This window comes from Kribbella polygonati (genome assembly GCF_050320105.1).
In the GTDB taxonomy this organism is placed as follows: Bacteria; Actinomycetota; Actinomycetes; order Propionibacteriales; family Kribbellaceae; genus Kribbella.
The window spans coordinates 2,906,883-2,923,551 of record NZ_CP190129.1 but is presented as its reverse complement, the minus strand read 5'-3'; the positions used below and the strand labels follow the sequence as shown (position 1 = coordinate 2,923,551).

The window sequence follows — 16,669 nt, the reverse complement described above, 5'->3', positions numbered from 1 at the left end:
GCACGGGTGCGTTCACCCGACACGCCACCCGCCCGCGGTTGAGCGGGTGCCAGTCGAGTTCACCCGCCGGGCCGCCCGCCCACGGTTGAGCGGGTGCCAGTCGAGTTCACCCGACGCGCTGCCTGCCCGCGGTTGAGCGGGTGCTGGTCGAGTCCACCGGACGCGCCGCCGCCCGCGGGTGTGAGGTGGCTGGCTGAGTTAGGTGCGGACGTGCACGGCGCGTCATACTCGTGGGGATGACTACGCCACCCACCACCGTCGCCCTGGTCACGCTGGGCTGTGCCCGCAACGATGTCGACTCCGAGGAGTTGGCCGGCCGCCTCGAAGCCGGCGGTTTCCGTCTCGTCGACGACGCCGCCGAGGCGGACACGGTGGTGGTGAACACCTGCGGCTTCGTCGAGGCCGCGAAGAAGGACTCGGTCGACACCCTCCTGGCCGCCGCCGACTACAAGGACTCCGGCCGCACCCAGGCGGTAGTAGCCGTCGGCTGCCTCGCCGAGCGCTACGGCGAACAACTCGCCGAAGCCCTCCCCGAAACCGACGCCGTCCTCAGCTTCGACGACTACACCGACATCTCCGACCGCCTCCGCTCCATCCTCGCCGGCACCAAACACCAACCCCACGTCCCCCACGACCGCCGCAAACTCCTCCCCCTAGCCCCCGCCGACCGCCACCAGGCCCCCTCCATAGCCCTCCCCGGCCACGGCGATCCAGCCACCACCCCCACAACCGGCTCCGCCCCTTCCGCGACCGGCTCCGCGACTTCCGCGACCACGACCTCCACAACCGACGCCGCCGCAGGCGCGACCGGCTCCGCCGTGGACTCCACCGGCGCCATCGAGCACTCGACCGGCTCCGCCGCGGGCTCGACCGGCTCCGCCGCGGGCTCGACCGGCTCCGCCGCCGCGAGGGCCGGCACAGCCGGCGTGGGGGACCACATCCCTGACGCCCTGCGCCCAGCCGGCTCGTCGGCTCCGTCCGAGTTGAAGGGCCGTTTCGTCACCGGTGCTCCCGAGGAGTTGAGGATCGACGCCCCGGACCTCGCCACCGCCCCCGCCAGCGGTCCGCGCGTCATGCGCCGCCGCCTCGACGGCGGACCGATGGCGCCGCTGAAGCTCGCCTCCGGCTGCGACCGGCGCTGCGCGTTCTGCGCGATCCCGATGTTCCGCGGCGCCTTCATGTCCCGCCGCCCCGCCGAAGTACTCCGCGAAGCCGAGTGGCTGGCCGACAACGGCGTCAGCGAACTGTTCCTGGTCTCGGAGAATTCCACCTCCTACGGCAAGGACCTCGGCGACCTCCGCCTCCTCGAAACCCTGGTCGCCGAGATCGCCAAGGTCCCCGGCATCACCCGGGTCCGCGTCTCGTACCTCCAGCCCGCCGAGATGCGCCCCACCCTGATCAGCGCGATGACCGCCACCCCCGGCGTCGTCCCGTACTTCGACCTGTCGTTCCAGCACGCCTCCGGCCCGCTCCTGCGCCGGATGCGCCGCTTCGGCGACGCCGAACGCTTCCTCGAACTGATCGCCCAGGTCCGCGCCGCCGCCCCGACCGCGGGCATCCGCAGCAACGTCATCGTCGGCTTCCCCGGCGAGACCGAGGAGGACGTCGACGTCCTCTGCGACTTCCTCTCCCGCGCCGGCCTGGACGCGATCGGCGTCTTCGGCTACTCCGACGAGGACGGCACCGAGGCCGAGACGTACGACGGCAAACTCGACGAGGACACCATCGCCGCTCGTCTCGACCGCGTCACCCGCCTCGCCGAAGACCTCACCTCAGCCCGCGCCGAATCCCGCATCGGTGAGTCCCTCGAAGTAATCATCGAGTCCCTGGACCCCACCGACACCCCCACTGAGCACGTACCAGCGGAGAGCGCGACCTTCTCCGGGACAGCCGAGGGGCGCGCCGCGCACCAGGGGCCCGAGGTGGACGGCGTGACGACGGTGACCGGGCTGCCGGAGGGGATCCGGGTGGGCGATCTGGTGTCCGCGAAGGTGGTGGCGAGCGACGGCGTCGACCTGATCGCCGAGTTCGCGGCACTCGTGAGCACCCCAGACACCCGCCCGGCAGTTAACCTGACCGCGTGACCAACCCGCCTCCGAACTCGGCGCCGCGCGCAGCCGGCGGACAACTCCACGCGCCCAGCGCCTGGAACGTGCCGAACGCGCTCACCGTTCTGCGGCTGGTCCTGGTCCCGCTCTTCGTCTGGCTCCTGCTCCGCGACGGCGGCCACGCGACGAGCGACCGCTTGCTCGCGACAGCGGCGTTCGTGGTCGCGATCGTCACCGACCGCTTCGACGGTGACATCGCGCGCCGCTGGAACCTGGTCACCAACTTCGGCAAGATCGCCGACCCGATCGCCGACAAGGCCCTCACCGGAGCTGCCTTCCTAGGCCTCTCATACCTGGGCGAACTCCCGTGGTGGGTGACCATCCTCGTCATGGTCCGCGAATGGGGTGTCACGGCCCTCCGCTTCTGGGTCATCCGCCACGGCGTCATGCCCGCGAGCCGAGGCGGCAAACTCAAAACCGTCCTCCAGGCAATCGCCCTGGGCCTGTACCTCCTCCCGTGGCAACACCTCGCCATCATCCACTGGCCGGCCGTCGCCATCATGACCGCCGCCGTCCTCGTAACCGTCGCCACCGGCATCGACTACCTCTCCCGAGCCCTCCACCTCCGCGCCGCCGCCAAACGCCCCCTCCCATAACCCACCAAGCGGCACACCGAACACCTCCTGCACCGCGCTGCCCTTGCAAATCACCCGCTCCGGCCGCACACTCGCCCCGCAGATCTTCCGCCCCAGAGCCACCCAACTCGCCCGCTGCTCGTCCCACCGGCCGGGGGATCCACTTGGCCCGGTGATCGGCCACCGCCTGGGCGACTCAACCGGCCCGCTGCTCGCCCGACCGGGCGAGCGACCCAACTGGTCCACGGATGCACCGCCCGAGCGACTCAACTGGCCCACTGATCGGCCCACCGCCTGGGCGACCCAACTGGTCTGCTGATCGATGCACCGCCCGAGCTCGCCCGCCGGCCGTCTAGCCACCGGGCTGCCTAAGCCCGATCCGCCGCCACAGACCGCGCAGGACCTGCTGGTGTACGTCGCTCCCACCGGTCGCTGGCCGCGGGAACTCCCACTCCGCTCGGACGCACCGCTCGGCAAGCGGGTGGTCGGCGGGGGAGTGGGGACTAGGCGTCCGCGAACCAAGCGAGCATCTCGCCCCGCAGCCAGCACCGACCCACCCCGGTCGCGTGCAGCGACGAATGCTTGAACACGCTCACCCCGAGAATGCTGTGCCCCGAAGCCTTCCGATCGCCGTACGTGGGAACCCCGGGTGCCACCCCGACCCCCTCCACCGACACCCATGCCACCGGTCGTCGTGTCGCCGCCTCGTCGAGCCGCTGCAGGAACCGCAACCGCTCCTCAAGCCCCAAACTCGACAGCACCCACGTCGTCATCACCACCGGCAGTACGCCGTCCGGCACCCGCGCGATCGCCTCCGGTAGCACGTCGACCACCGCACCCCGCACCATCTCCGGCGGATCCGCCGCCGCCAACGCCACCTCCGCCTGCAGTCGCGCCGACCGCTCCACCTGGTCCGGTGGCAGACAAGCCCGCAACCACCGCGCCTCGTCCGCGTTCGTCACGTCCACCAGTTCATCGCCAACCGCAACCCGAGCCACCACCTCCGGCACGGGCGCCGACGGCAGCAGCCCGTCCCCAACCACCGAAGCCGAGACCTGCGCCGCAGAATCCGCAGCCCCCAACACCGGCCCGTTGCCGTACGAGATCCCAACCTGATCCACCACCAGGTTGAGCCCGGCCGCCCGCCCGACATCGACCAGCCCGACCGCGCCCGTGCCAACCCGCCGCGCAACCTCCGCAACCGCCGGATACAGCACCGCGTGCCGTCCGCCTTCGTCTCCCCGAACCTTCCGCCCCGCCACCCTCTCCAAGACGAGTTCCCCCGTCTCCGCCATCACCTCGACTGCCACCTCCGCCACCGATCTCGCACCATCACCGCCCGCCACGCCGCGGTGGGGAGCGACAGGGGCGGCGAGCTTGGAAGCGCTCGAGGCCTCGAGCGCAGCGGCTAGCGCCGGAGACTGCCCCGCGAGCGCGAGGTCGTGCAAGGCAGCGAGGACCAGCGTCGGGTGGCGACGGCGTGCTGGACCGGCCTCGATCACCCGCAGGGCTTCGTCGGACTCGCTCAGCGCGATCGCGATCCGCCCGTACAGCGGCGAGCCCTTCTCACCCTCGGTCTTACCGAACCGCCTGTACACGTCGGCGAGTGTTCGCCCGCGAGCCCGTGCCTTCCCACCACTCGACCCTGGCATTTCAGCGAGTCTAGTCACGTCGACCCGGCCGAACGTCGGTGATGCACGGTGATCAGCTCCTGGTGTTGAGTACGGGTACAGGTTGCGACGTGGAGGTGGGCGAGTGGCTGCGGACGGGATCGGGACGGCGGTCGGCCGGTTGGTGGAGCTGTTGCTCGAGCGGGGCGTGACGCTGGCCACGGCTGAGTCGTTGACCGGTGGGATGGTCGGTGCGGTTCTGACGGATGTGCCGGGGGTGTCGGCTGTGTACCGCGGTGGTGTGGTGGTTTACGCGACCGATCTCAAAGCCAAGCTTGCTGGTGTGCCGGACGAACTGCTGGCCGCTGTGGGGCCGGTCCACCCTGATACAGCCGCCGCCTTGGCCAGCGGTGTGCGGGAGCGTCTGGAGGCGGACTACGGCCTCGCCACGACCGGTGTGGCCGGACCGGACCCACAGGCGGGGATCGAGGCGGGGACGGTATACGTCGCGGCTGCCGGACCGCGCTCCGTGCAGGTGCGGAAGCTGCAGCTGTCCGGGGACCGGTCAGCTGTCCGGCAGGGGAGCGTCCAGGCCGTCCTGGAACTGGGAGCAGCGGTTGTGGCGGAAGAACTCGACTGAACGGGGTGTTAGGACCAGCATGGTGACAGGTAAGGCAGACTTGCACGGCGCACCGAAGGTGGACATTGCGAGGGGTAGTGACCCAGCAACAGGTACCGTTGGTTCCTACGGCCGAGCTACCGTGCGAGTAGACGCGGCCGGACAGGCGGAAGGGAGAAACCTCATGGTGCTGGTTCGTGGCCTGCTGGGCGACGTGCTGCGGCGTAAGCGGCTGCGCCAGGGGCGCACTCTGCGCGAGGTATCCGCCGACGCCCGCGTGAGCCTCGGCTACCTGTCGGAGGTCGAGCGCGGCCAGAAGGAGGCCTCCAGCGAGCTGCTGGCGGCGATCTGCACGGCACTGGACGTGCCATTGTCGATGGTCTTCGCCGAGGTCAGCGAGGATCTGGCCCGCGAAGAGGCGCTGGTGCTGGCGCACCCGGCGATCGAGCCGGAGGTCGTGGCCTCGGCCGCCTGATCCGCGGCTCATCGGACACCTCGGTCGGGGGTCCGCCCGTCGGCGACGGGCTGGCTCAACGTGACACGGCTCGGCCACACGAGTTGGAGTGCAGGCACCGGCGGTTGCCCGGGCCGGCGATACATGCTGTTGGCCAGGCGCAGATGCAGCTCGGAGTCGGGGAACCGCAGTAACTGGGCGGTCTGTGGTGGCGGAAAGAACGCCGTCAGGTCGTCACCCTCGTCGAACTCAGTACCTTCCAGCACCGCCCAGGCGAGTGGCTTGAGGCTGAGGAACGCGTAGCAGGGCTCGCTCTCGAAGACGATGATCTCCGGATGCCGGTACTGACTGAGCCCCACCGTGTACCCGAAACCAGGGTTCCGGCCACCGTCGCCGGAGATGTACGTCATCGTCCAGCCGTAGGTCTGGATGTTCTCCTCGATCCACCGCGAGTAGCTCTCGTCGGTCAGGTCACCACATCTGTTGCACATCGCCATCTCCTCTCGATCGAACATTTGTTCGATGCGTCAGAGAAGGTATCTGCGTTCTGCCGCTGCGGGGGAGTTGTCCACAGGGCAGTTTCGCCGGGAGGGCGGATCAGCTCTCAGGCTGGCAGGCCGGGCACCAATAGGTGACGCGTTCGCGCGTCGGCTCGCCCAGGTTGCCGGTGCGAATCGTCGCACCGCATCGGCGGCAGGCTTTGCCGGCGCGCTCGAACACCCAGGTGCGTTGACCGGGACGGTCCACTCCGGTGCTCACCTGGACGCCGTTCCGCACGTTGGCCTTCAGCAACTTCCGGCTGAGGTCGACCGCGGCCGGTACGTCGACGTCCGCGACCGGGCGCCACGGGTGCAGACCGAGCAGGAAGCAGACCTCGGTCCGGTAGAAGTTGCCGATTCCGGCGAGGTTGCGCTGGTCGAGCAGCGCCTCGCTGATCGTCCGCCCGGGGTCGGACTCGACGTTGGCGATCGCCGCTGCCCGGTCGAACGAGGGCGAGAGCAGATCGGGACCGAGATGCCCGACGACACTGTCCTCGTTGTCTGTGGCGACGAGGTCGAGCACAGGCAGCCGGTAGCCGACCGCGGTCCAGTTCGACGTCTCGAGCACGGCGCGGATCTCGTGCGTCGGCCCGCCGCGCCAGCGCTCGCCGGGGCGGTACAAGTGCCAGCTCCCGTCCATCCGGAAATGGCTGTGCAGCGTCAGTCCACCGGACAGCCGCATCAGAATGTGCTTGCCGCGCGCAACGACCTCCAGCACGGTTCGCCCGCTCAGATCGGTGGTCGCCAACGACGGCACCCGGAAATCGGTACGCACGAGCTCCAGCCCGGCGAGGGACTGGTTCAGCCGTGTGCACGCCCGCCAGACGGTGTCTCCTTCAGGCATCTCGTCACGCCCGGAGCCGCAGACCCCGCGGGGTCGCGTGGAAGCCGGCCTTGGCCAGCGCGTCCCCGAACGCAGTGTGCCGAACCTGCTCTCCGTCGGCGGTCTCTACGCTCAGCTTGCCCAGTTGACCGTCCCGGATCGACAGCGCCAGCGCGTCGACCGCGGGCTGCAGCAGATCGGAGTCCTCTGTGAAACTCAGCACCGTCCGCCCGCCACGTTCGACGTACACGATCAGTTGGCCGTCGACCATCACGACCAGTGCGCCGGCTTTCCGGCCTGGACGGTGCCCGCCCGCGTTCTCCCGCTCGGGCCACGGCAGCGCGGCGCCGTACGGGTTCGCAGGATCGGACGCGGCCAGCACGACAGCACGCACGGTCGGCTCGTCGTCCTTGCGGCTTCGACCTCCACGTGGACCTGGCGGCCCGGCTGTCCGTTCGGGCGCTGCGGCAGGAAGTTCGGCGAGCGCTCGCAGCCGATCGACCGCGCCGGGCAGCGCGAATTGCGCCGCGCCCAGCCCCGCGACGAAGTACCCGCGTCGGCAACGCCCGGACTCCTCGAACGCGCTCAGCACCTTGTACACCGCCGCGAAGCCGCCAGGAGTCCGCTCGGTGATGACTGATCCGCGCGTGACGATGCCGTACCGGTCGAGCAGCGTCTCGGCCGCGGCATGCGCCCGCCGGGTCGCGTCCGAACTACGGGCCGGAAGCAACGACCACCGACCACCCGCCGTCGGCGGACCGCCGCGCGCGGGCATCGACGGCCGCCCGGGACGCATCGGACGACCGGGACGGGCGCGGGGCGTCGTACGGCGGGCTCGATGACTGCCGCGGCCGCCGCTGACGAGTGAGCGGACCGGAGTCAGGGTGTCGTTCGTGAGATGACCGGCCCAGACGAGATCCCAGAGCACGCTGACCAGCGTCTCGTCGTCGACCACACCGGAACCTGACCCGATCACGTCGCTCAACTGCCGGAAGAAGAACGCGCCACCACCTGACAACGCGTCCAGCACCGCCTGGTGTGTGTCGCCCAACTCGAACGCAGGATCCGGATCCGGCAGCGTGAGATCGCAGTTGTCCGCCAGATGCAGCGACACCCACCCGTCCGTACCGGGCAGCGAACCCGAGCCGGCCCACACCACCTCGCCGGTCGCGGTGAGCTCGTCCAGCATCGACGGCTGATACCCCGGCACCCGCGAAGGCAGCACGATCGACTCCAGCGCCGAGGCCGGTACGGCGCAACCGGCGAGCTGCTCGACCGCGCCGAGAAGTACGTCGTACCCGCGTCCGCGACTGCTCGTGACGCCCTGCCATGCGGGCAGGAAACGGGCGAGCGCGGACGGATCGACCGGCTCGACCTCCTTCCGCAGCGCGGCGAGCGAACGCCGCCGGAGCAGCCGAAGGACCTCGCTGTCGCACCATTCGAGCGCGATTCCGCCCGGCAGGAACTCGCCCTCGACGACCCGCCCGGCCGCGCCCAGGCGACGCAGTGCCTCGCTGACCACCGCGACGCCGATCCCGAGATGCGTCGCGAGATCGATCGCCCGGAACGGCCCGTGGGTCCGCGCATACCGCGACACCAGATCGCCCAACGGATCGGCGACCGGCTCCGCATGCGCCTCCGCGACCCCCGGCGGCAAAGGTACGCCGAGGGCATCACGCAGCCGTGCGACATCCTCGACGACTGCCCACCGATGTTCGCCCGCGATCCGCACCCGGACGACACGCCGCGCCGCCGCGAGCGACGTCAACCAGGTCTCCGTGTCCGATCCGTCGACGCAACGCTGGGAAGCCTCCGACAACGACAGCGGCCCCACGATCCGCAGTACGTCGAACAGCCCCTCGGCGTCCCGCGCCCGGCGATCCTCGGCCAGCCGTTGCAGCTCGGCCTCGGTGCGCAGTACTACTTCCGCATCGAGCAGTTCGCGGAGCTCGGTCCGCCCGAGCAGCTCGGCCAGCAGACTCTGGTCCAGCGCGAGCGCGGCCGCACGCTTCTCGGCGAGCGGACTGTCGCCCTCGTACATGAACGCCCCCACATACCCGAACAGCAAGGACTTCGCGAACGGTGACGCTTCGGGTGTCTCGACCTCGACGACCGAGATCCGCCGCTCGCTGATCCCGGTCAGCAGGTCCTTCAACGCGGGCAGGTCGTACACGTCCTGCAGGACCTCACGCAGCGTCTCGAGCACGATCGGGAACGACCCGAACTTGCTCGCCACACTCAACAATTGCGAGGCCCGTTGCCGCTGCTGCCACAACGGTGACCGCCGTCCCGGATTGCGCCGCGGCAACAGCAACGCCCGCGCCGCGCACTCCCGGAATCGGGCCGCGAACAACGCCGACCCGCCGACCTCCGTGGTCACCAGGTCCTCGATGTCCGCCGGATCGAACAGCACCAGCTCCGCACCTGGCGGCGCCTCGTCCGTCTCCGGCAGCCGCAGCACGATGCCGTCGTCACCCGACACCGACTGCGCGTCCATCCCGTATCGATCGCGCAGCCGTGCCGCGATCGCCAGCGCCCACGGGCCGTGCACCTGACCGCCGTACGGCGAATGCACGCAGACCCGCCAGTCGCCGAGCTCGTCGCGGAATCGCTCCACCACGATCGTCACATCGTCCGGCACCCGGCCGGTCGCGTCGCGCTGCTCGGCCAGGTACGAGACGAGGTTGTTGGCGGCGTAGTCGTCGAGGCCCGCGGCACGCGCTCGCTCGACCGCCTTCCCGCTCGGCAGTGACGCCATCTTGCGGACGAACGCACCGGTCGCGGCACCCAGCTCGGCCGGACGCCCGACCGCGTCGCCCTTCCAGAACGGCAGCCGTCCGGGCTGGCCCGGTGCGGGGGAGACCAGCACCCGGTCGTGGGTGATGTCCTCGATCCGCCAGCTCGACGCACCGAGCGTGAAGACGTCGCCCACCCGCGACTCGTACACCATCTCCTCGTCGAGCTCGCCCACCCGGTGGTTGGTCGACTCACCGACCAGGAACACTCCGAACAGGCCGCGGTCCGGAATCGTCCCGCCACTCGTCACCGCGAGCCGCTGGGCGCCCGGCCGGCCCGAGATCTCGCCGCTCACCCGGTCGAACACGATGCGCGGCCGCAGTTCCGCGAACTCGTCCGACGGATAGCGGCCGGAGAGCATGTCGAGAACCCCGTCGTACGCCGACCTCGGCAGCGTCGCGAACGGGGCACAGCGACGTACCAGGGCAAACAGTTCGTCCACGTCGACCGCGTCGAGGGACACGATCGACACGATCTGCTGGGCGAGCACGTCGAGCGGGTTGGCCGGGATGTGCAGGCTCTCGATCAGCCCGTCGCGCATCCGCTGGACGACGACCGCGGTGTCGATCAGATCGCCCCGGAACTTCGGGAAGAGCACGCCCCGGGACACCGCACCGACCTGGTGACCGGCGCGGCCGACACGCTGCAGACCGCTCGCCACCGAGGGCGGCGCCTCGACCTGGATCACCAGATCCACCGCGCCCATGTCGATGCCGAGCTCGAGGCTGCTGGTGGCGACAACGCACGGCAGCCGACCGGACTTCAGGTCCGCCTCGATCAGCGCCCGTTGTTCCTTGCTGACCGAGCCGTGGTGCGCGCGTGCGATCAACGGCGGCGCCGCGAGCGATCCACCGGACTGCGCCATCAGCTGAGCCGGCGAACCCAGCTCCTGCAACTCCAGCTCGGCCCGCTCGGCAGCTATCTCGTTCAGCCGGGCGGTCAGCCGCTCGGCGAGACGGCGCGAGTTCGCGAAGACGATCGTCGAGCTGTGCCGGCTGATCAGGTCGAAGACCTGCTCCTCCACATGCGGCCAGATCGAGGCATGCTGCTGCGGCCCGGCCGCCGAACCGGACGTCTCCACCTCGGTCGCCGCCAGCTCGGCCATGTCCTCGACCGGAACGACGACGCTCAGCTCCCACTGTTTCGTGAACTTCGGCTGCACCACCGTGACCGCGCGCTCGCCGCCCAGGAACCGCGCGACCTCCTCGACCGGACGCACCGTCGCGGACAGACCGATCCGCTGCGCCGGCTTCGGCAGCAACTCGTCGAGGCGTTCGAGCGTCAGCGCCAGATGCGCGCCGCGTTTCGTCCCGGCGACCGCGTGTACCTCGTCGACGATGACCGTCTCGACCCCGCGCAGCGATTCGCGCCCTTGCGACGTGAGCAGGAGGAACAAGGACTCAGGTGTGGTGATCAGTACGTCGGAAGGCCGCGTCGCGAACCGCCGCCGCTCGGCCGCGGGCGTATCCCCGGACCGCACGGCGACCTCGACCTCGAGCGGTGCCTCACCCAGCCGGCGGGCGGTCTCGCGGATGCCGATCAGCGGCGCGCGCAGGTTACGCTCCACGTCGACGGCGAGGGCCTTCAGCGGCGACACGTACAGCACCCGGCAGCGCAGCTTCGGGTCGTCCGGCGGCGGAGTCGTGGCCAGCCGGTCCAGCGCCCAGAGAAAAGCAGCCAGCGTCTTGCCCGAACCGGTCGGGGCGACCACCAGCGCGTCCCGGCCCGCCGTGATGGCATCCCACGCCTCGAGCTGGGCCGGGGTGGCAGCCTCGAAGACGTCGCCGAACCACGCCCGGGTCGCGGGCGAGAACCGGCTCAACGCGCTGGTCTTCTTCACGCCGACCATCTTGCCGGGTGCCGCCGACAGTTTTCACCCGCCGGCCCGATCGGGCCTCCGTCGCCGACCGTGAGCAGCCGCTTCCCGTCCGGTGCGCAGATTGTCCCCCTCGTCTGGAATGATCGGCGACATGATGAACCGCGTACGCGCAGCACTCGTGGTCGTGGCCTGCCTGGTCGGGTTGACCGGGTGCGTCAAGGTCGACGGGGACCTGAAGGTCGGGTCGAACGAGACGGTGTCGGGCTCGATGAAGATCGGCGTCGACAAGCAGCTGCTGCAGTCCAGCGGCCAGTCCCTGGACAAGATCCGCCAGGAGATCGAGAGCAGCATCAAGTCGTCCGCCTCGGAGGGCGTCAGTTGCAAGTCCTACGAGGACAGCAAGTACGTCGGCTCGGACTGCACTTTCTCCAATGTGCCGTTCTCCAAGATGGGCGGCGCGAGCCAGGACGGCCTCTCGTTCAGCAAGGACGGCGACAAGGTCAAGGTGGCGGTGAACGGCGGCAACATCGGCAGCAACCTGCCGTCGACCGGTAGCCAGCCGGAGATCAACGTCAAGATCACCATGCCGGGCAAGATCCTCGAGCACGACGACGGCGCCAAGATCAGCGGTCGGACGGCGACGTACGACAGTGTCGAGAAGCTGTCGAAGATCTCGTTGACCTCCGAGGCCAGCGGCGGGTTCCCGGCCTGGGCGCTGATCCTGATCATCGTGGTTCTGCTGCTGGTGATCGCCGCGGTGGTGTTCTTCATCCTGCGCGGCCGTAAGGGCAAGGGTCCGCAGGGCTACGGTCAGCAGTTCCCTGGGCAGTATCCGGGGCAGCCTGGGCAGTACGGCGGTCCCGGGCAGTACCAGGGGCAGCAGCAGTACGGGCAACCCGGCCCTGGGCAGTACCCGGGCCAGCCGGGTCAGTACGGCGGTCCGCAGGGTCAGCCTGGTCAGTACGGTGGCCAGCCGGGGCAGTACCCGGGTCAGCCTCAGCAGGGGCAGCCGCAGCAGGGCCAGCCCGGGCAGGCGCCGTACGGCGGTCAGCCGGGCCAGCAGCCGCAGTACCCTGGGCAGCCGCAGCAGGGTCCAGGGCAGTGGGGTCCGCCTCAGCAAGGCCCGCAGCCCGGACAGCAGCAGGGTCCTGGTGGCTGGGGTCAGCGGCCGGGGCAGGGGCAACAGCCTGGGCCGCGGCCGCAAGGTCCGCAGCAGGGCCAGCAGTACGGTCAGCAGCCGCCGCAGCAGGGCGGTTGGGGACCGCCAAGGGACAACGACGGGCAGGCATGAGACTGACTGAGTTCTGGGCCCGGATGGATCACCATCTCGGACCCGCTTATGCACGGACCTGGGCAGAAACCCAGGTGGTCCAGGAGCTCGGCGGCCGTACGGTCGTCGAGGCCCTGGACGACGGTGAGGCCGCCAAGCTCGTCTGGCGCGCCGTGTGGGCGCACCTCAACCTTCCGCCCAGCGAACGCTGACGCCTGCCCGTTAGCCGGCCCAGCCGGTGCGGGCGGCCCAGTCTTCAGCCGGCAGATAGACCAGATCGCAGACCGGATCCTTGAGGTCGGTGTAGTCCCCGATCTCAAGCCCGAGCGTCGAGGCTTGCTGCTTGAACGCGCCGTACGCCCGAGCCGTCTCCGGATGTGCCCGCAGATAGTCGCGGAACAGGAGCGCATAACGCTGGTTTGCGCGGCCGGCCACGCGGATGTGCAGGTTGACCCGGCGCCGGTACATCGGTTCGACCAGCATGCGCTTCACCCACTGCCCCTGGTCCGTGGGCAAGCCCGGCACCGGATGGTCGCGCCGCGGCGGGCGAAGCTCCCAGTCGGCAGTGACCATCCGCTCGGCCACGTCGTCCAGCTCTTCTGCGGTGGCGACGGTGACCTGGATGTCAAGGATGTCCTTGGCAGGCAGGCCAGGCACTGAGGTGGACCCGATGTGGTCGATCCTCTGCGCCAGTTCGCCGAGCACGCTGCCGATCACGTAGGCGGTCTTCTGGTACTGAGCTGGCCAGGTCTCGTCCGGCCTCACGATGACGATCCGAGTCATGCGGAGATCATCTCAGTACGGCGATGCGCCGCCCAGCGGTCAAAGCGGTTTGACCCGGAAGGTGCTGTTGGTCAGCAGGTCGCCTGCCTCGTACGCAGCCTTCCGGATGCCCTTGCGTTCGTCGAAGAATCCGCCGACGACCCCGACGCCGGGCAGCTTGCCGATGAACCGGGCGCCGAGGCTGCCGCGCGGCCGCTCCTCGAACACGTCGCTGAGCCCGCCGAACAGCTTGCTGAGCCGCCAGACCAGCCGGACACCCTTGCGCAAACCCATGTCCGTCGAGACCTCGTCGAGCCCGAGTTGCTCGGCGACGTCGTCGCCCGCGACCACCGGGTCGTCGTACTTGAGCACCTCGTCCGGCGTGATCGGGCGGTCGGTTAGCACCCGGATGATGACCGCCGTACGGTCGGCATGCGCCTCGACGCCGTACTCACGGCAGACCGCGCCGATCACCATCGCCTGCACGGCCGCGCCGAGGGTGTCCTTCATCGGCAGCCGGTCCGCGGCAGCGCCGCTGAGCCGGGGGAGTCCGGCGACGATCGCGGCGAATCCGCCGAGGCGCTCGACCCACCAGTCGCAGCGCTTGGCCAGCGGAAGGGTCGGCCACTCCTCGTGCCCGGGGACCTTCATCCGGAGCAGCCGGTCGATCGCGAGGATCAGGCCCTTCTCGGCGAGGTTCGGCTGCTCCTGCTCCGAGTACTCGGTCAGGTAGCTGCGGATGCCGAACGGGTCCTGGGTACGGAGTGCGTCGAGGACGTGGTCGATCCCGAGCTCGACCCGGCTGATCGCCAGGACGACCGCGGAATCGGGGACGTCGGGCCGGTCTGTCACGCCCGCAAGAGTAGAGATCCCGTGGGTCAGCACGGCTGCTGGGTCAGGCTTCGGCGTGTCAGTTGTGATTCGAACACGTGTTCGGGATACTTTGGTCCCCAGAAGGTGCTGAGGCGGCCGAGTTTGTCCACAGATTCGAAGTGGCGACGAAAACTGTCGGAGGCAACGAATACCTTCTCTGGCGACAACGAATGTTCCTTCGGGCGGCCGGCCGGCAGCCCTGGATTACCAGATGGGTCAGGTGGCAGTCACATGGCGAGTGCAGCGAGCGCGACGAGTGCGGAGCGCGCGGCGGCCGACCGCGAGAAGGCGCTGGCGACCGCGCTGACGCAGATCGAGCGGCAGTGTGGCAAGGGTGCGGTCATGCGCCTCGGCGAGCAGGGCAAGGCGCCGATCGCGATCATTCCGACCGGTTCGATCGCGCTCGACATCGCGCTCGGGATCGGCGGTCTACCGCGCGGCCGGGTCGTCGAGATCTACGGCCCGGAATCCTCCGGTAAGACGACGGTGGCCCTGCACGCGGTCGCGAACGCGCAGCGGGCCGGCGGTATCGCCGCCTTCATCGACGCCGAGCACGCTCTCGACCCGGAGTACGCGCGGAAGCTCGGTGTCGACACCGACGCCCTGCTGGTCTCGCAGCCGGACTCCGGTGAGCAGGCCCTGGAGATCGCCGACATGCTGGTCCGCTCCGGCGCGATCGACATCGTCGTGATCGACTCGGTGGCCGCACTCGTGCCGCGCGCCGAGATCGAGGGCGAGATGGGCGACAGCCACGTCGGTCTGCAGGCGCGACTGATGAGCCAGGCGCTCCGGAAGATGACCGGTGCGGTCAACGGCACCGGGACGACGGCGATCTTCATCAACCAGCTGCGCGAGAAGATCGGCGTCATGTTCGGCTCGCCGGAGACCACGACCGGTGGTCGCGCGCTGAAGTTCTACGCGTCGGTGCGGCTGGACGTGCGCCGGATCGAGTCGCTCAAGGACGGCACCGACGTGGTCGGTAACCGGACCCGCGTCAAGGTCGTGAAGAACAAGGTGGCCCCGCCGTTCAAGCAGGCCGAGTTCGACATCATCTACGGCCAGGGCATCAGCCGCGAGGGCAGCCTGCTCGACCTCGGCGTGGAGCAGGGCTTCGTCCGCAAGGCCGGCGCCTGGTTCACGTACGAGAGCGACCAGCTCGGTCAGGGCCGGGAGAACGCGCGGAACTTCCTGCGCGACAACCCCGACCTGGCGAACGAGCTGGAGAAGAAGATCAAGGAGAAGATGGGCATCGGTCCGACCCTGGACCAGCCGGCCGAAGAGGCCGCGGCCGAGGTCGATGTCGACTTCTGACCGGCCCTCCGCAGACGGCGGCGTCGCCCGGCAGCCCGTAGCTGCCGAGGACGCCGCCCCCGCGGCACTGTCCCTGCCCCACGAAGAACGCCTGGCCCTGGCCCGAAAACTCCTGGCCCAAGGCGCGTCGGGGGCGGTGACGCCCTCCACGGGTGAGCTCGCCGAGAACACGTCGTACCGCCGCACCTCGTCCCGGCGGGTCGCGGAACAACGCAGTACGACGCAACCCGACGACGCTCCACCCGAAGCGTCCCCCCGTCGTGGGCGAGGGGGCCGCTCGCGCGGGCGCAGTCGCGCTGCGGACGAGACCCTGGTCGACAACGACGGCTTCGAGAACAGCGACTGGAGTACGACGCGCCGACGCCCAGGCTCCATCCGCCGCACCGTCGGCACGGTCGACCCATGGGACGAACCCTCGGCAGACGACTCCGTTCCGTCCCGAACCGGACGCAAGCCGCGTCAACGGGACGACTCTCCCCAGTCCAACGCCGAGCCGTCCCACGAGGACTCACCGACCACCCGCCCGGCGGGCCGGCGCAGTACCCCGCGCCCAGCCTCGAACCTGGTCAATCCGTGGGGCGACGACGAGCAAGCAACCCGAACCTTCAAAACCCAAGCCGCCAACCGCCTCGCCGAAGCCCGCGCCTTCGCCGACGACGAACCTTTCACACCCGCCACCGACGACACCTCCCCGCACGCCACCGACGGCTCCCAGAGCACCCCTCTCGACATCCGTGCTCCCGAGCCCGAGCTCAGGACCACGCGCGAGCCTGCGCCAATGCCCGAGCGGGGGCCGACAGGCCAACCTGAGATGACGCCCGAGCCCGAGCGCGCGACGGCGCATGAGTCCGAGACCACGCGCGAGCCTGAGCCAGGTACGACGCATCAGTCAGAGGCGAGGCACGGGTCCGGGACGCCCTCGCCTTCTGAGGGCCGTCCGCGCATTGAGCCCGCGAACGTGGCGGTTGACCGGGGGACAGGTCGCTCGGATCCGTCGTTCGAACGTGAGTCGTCGCCGAGGACCCGCGAGGGCGACCTCGCGGGCACCAGCCCGTTCGATCCGTGGGCTGACCCGGATGAACTTGCGGATACTCCCGAACCATCGACCGA

General features: G+C 69.8%; 13 protein-coding genes. 7 read left to right on the top strand and 6 right to left on the bottom strand.

What is annotated here, in order from left to right:
* Nucleotides 1–230 precede the first annotated feature (230 nt).
* Both ACQHIV_RS14000 and pgsA read left to right on the top strand, forming a co-directional pair.
* Nucleotides 231–2,084, top strand: a complete 1,854-nt coding sequence (locus tag ACQHIV_RS14000) for a MiaB/RimO family radical SAM methylthiotransferase (protein ID WP_427894378.1) — start codon at nt 231–233, stop codon at nt 2,082–2,084.
* Nucleotides 2,081–2,704 carry a CDP-diacylglycerol--glycerol-3-phosphate 3-phosphatidyltransferase gene (gene pgsA / locus ACQHIV_RS13995; RefSeq protein WP_427894376.1) on the top strand — a complete coding sequence of 208 codons (624 nt, stop codon included), beginning with the start codon at nt 2,081–2,083 and terminating at the stop codon, nt 2,702–2,704. The genes ACQHIV_RS14000 and pgsA overlap by 4 nt, the downstream gene beginning before the upstream one ends.
* 482 nt (nt 2,705–3,186) lie before the next feature.
* On the opposite strand, the gene ACQHIV_RS13990 is transcribed toward pgsA, so the two are convergent.
* Entirely contained in the window at nt 3,187–4,281 is a 1,095-nt protein-coding gene (locus ACQHIV_RS13990) for a DUF2332 domain-containing protein (protein WP_427894374.1), read from the bottom strand.
* A gap of 157 nt (nt 4,282–4,438) precedes the next feature.
* On the opposite strand from ACQHIV_RS13990, the gene ACQHIV_RS13985 reads away from it, so the two are divergent.
* Both ACQHIV_RS13985 and ACQHIV_RS13980 read left to right on the top strand, forming a co-directional pair.
* Nucleotides 4,439–4,933 (top strand): CinA family protein, encoded by a 495-nt coding sequence (locus ACQHIV_RS13985; protein WP_427894372.1) that lies wholly within the window; start codon nt 4,439–4,441, stop codon nt 4,931–4,933.
* A gap of 163 nt (nt 4,934–5,096) precedes the next feature.
* The gene (locus ACQHIV_RS13980; RefSeq protein WP_325042108.1) at nt 5,097–5,387 is read left to right on the top strand and encodes a helix-turn-helix transcriptional regulator; all 291 of its coding nucleotides are present in this window, start codon (nt 5,097–5,099) and stop codon (nt 5,385–5,387) included.
* An 8-nt stretch (nt 5,388–5,395) separates the two neighbouring features.
* On the opposite strand, the gene ACQHIV_RS13975 is transcribed toward ACQHIV_RS13980, so the two are convergent.
* From ACQHIV_RS13975 to ACQHIV_RS13965, 3 genes are all read right to left on the bottom strand, one after another.
* The gene (locus ACQHIV_RS13975) at nt 5,396–5,857 is read right to left on the bottom strand and encodes a DUF4262 domain-containing protein (RefSeq protein WP_427894370.1); all 462 of its coding nucleotides are present in this window, start codon (nt 5,855–5,857) and stop codon (nt 5,396–5,398) included.
* A gap of 106 nt (nt 5,858–5,963) precedes the next feature.
* Nucleotides 5,964–6,749, bottom strand: coding sequence for an Fpg/Nei family DNA glycosylase (locus ACQHIV_RS13970; RefSeq protein ID WP_427894368.1), 786 nt, complete (start codon nt 6,747–6,749; stop codon nt 5,964–5,966).
* Nucleotides 6,750–6,753: 4 nt separating this feature from the next.
* Nucleotides 6,754–11,373, bottom strand: a complete 4,620-nt coding sequence (locus ACQHIV_RS13965; RefSeq protein ID WP_427894366.1) for an ATP-dependent helicase — start codon at nt 11,371–11,373, stop codon at nt 6,754–6,756.
* Nucleotides 11,374–11,494: 121 nt separating this feature from the next.
* On the opposite strand from ACQHIV_RS13965, the gene ACQHIV_RS13960 reads away from it, so the two are divergent.
* Together ACQHIV_RS13960 and ACQHIV_RS13955 are read left to right on the top strand one after the other, a co-directional pair.
* Nucleotides 11,495–12,634: an LppM family (lipo)protein gene (locus ACQHIV_RS13960; protein WP_427894364.1), complete on the top strand. Its 1,140-nt coding sequence runs from the start codon at nt 11,495–11,497 to the stop codon at nt 12,632–12,634.
* Nucleotides 12,631–12,825 (top strand): DUF3046 domain-containing protein, encoded by a 195-nt coding sequence (locus tag ACQHIV_RS13955; protein WP_427894360.1) that lies wholly within the window; start codon nt 12,631–12,633, stop codon nt 12,823–12,825. Before ACQHIV_RS13960 ends, ACQHIV_RS13955 begins: the two co-directional genes overlap by 4 nt.
* A 10-nt stretch (nt 12,826–12,835) precedes the next feature.
* On the opposite strand, the gene ACQHIV_RS13950 is transcribed toward ACQHIV_RS13955, so the two are convergent.
* Together ACQHIV_RS13950 and ACQHIV_RS13945 are read right to left on the bottom strand one after the other, a co-directional pair.
* Nucleotides 12,836–13,396, bottom strand: a complete 561-nt coding sequence (locus ACQHIV_RS13950) for a GrpB family protein (protein WP_427894358.1) — start codon at nt 13,394–13,396, stop codon at nt 12,836–12,838.
* A 39-nt stretch (nt 13,397–13,435) separates the two neighbouring features.
* Nucleotides 13,436–14,227 carry a hypothetical protein gene (locus ACQHIV_RS13945; RefSeq protein ID WP_427894356.1) on the bottom strand — a complete coding sequence of 264 codons (792 nt, stop codon included), beginning with the start codon at nt 14,225–14,227 and terminating at the stop codon, nt 13,436–13,438.
* A 252-nt stretch (nt 14,228–14,479) separates the two neighbouring features.
* Between ACQHIV_RS13945 and recA the strand changes: the two genes are divergently transcribed.
* The gene (gene recA, locus ACQHIV_RS13940; RefSeq protein ID WP_427894354.1) at nt 14,480–15,559 is read left to right on the top strand and encodes a recombinase RecA; all 1,080 of its coding nucleotides are present in this window, start codon (nt 14,480–14,482) and stop codon (nt 15,557–15,559) included.
* Nucleotides 15,560–16,669: the final 1,110 nt, after the last annotated feature.

What these genes read in the sequence shown, in the direction of transcription:
- ACQHIV_RS13975 (WP_427894370.1), bottom strand. Translation starts at nt 5,857, where the DNA reads ATGTGCAACAGATGTGGTGACCTGACCGACGAGAGCTACTCGCGGTGG.
- ACQHIV_RS13980 (WP_325042108.1), top strand. Translation starts at nt 5,097, where the DNA reads ATGGTGCTGGTTCGTGGCCTGCTGGGCGACGTGCTGCGGCGTAAGCGG.
- ACQHIV_RS13960 (WP_427894364.1), top strand. Translation starts at nt 11,495, where the DNA reads ATGATGAACCGCGTACGCGCAGCACTCGTGGTCGTGGCCTGCCTGGTC.
- ACQHIV_RS13970 (WP_427894368.1), bottom strand. Translation starts at nt 6,749, where the DNA reads ATGCCTGAAGGAGACACCGTCTGGCGGGCGTGCACACGGCTGAACCAG.
- ACQHIV_RS13965 (WP_427894366.1), bottom strand. Translation starts at nt 11,373, where the DNA reads ATGGTCGGCGTGAAGAAGACCAGCGCGTTGAGCCGGTTCTCGCCCGCG.
- ACQHIV_RS13955 (WP_427894360.1), top strand. Translation starts at nt 12,631, where the DNA reads ATGAGACTGACTGAGTTCTGGGCCCGGATGGATCACCATCTCGGACCC.
- recA (WP_427894354.1), top strand. Translation starts at nt 14,480, where the DNA reads ATGGCGAGTGCAGCGAGCGCGACGAGTGCGGAGCGCGCGGCGGCCGAC.
- ACQHIV_RS13950 (WP_427894358.1), bottom strand. Translation starts at nt 13,396, where the DNA reads ATGACTCGGATCGTCATCGTGAGGCCGGACGAGACCTGGCCAGCTCAG.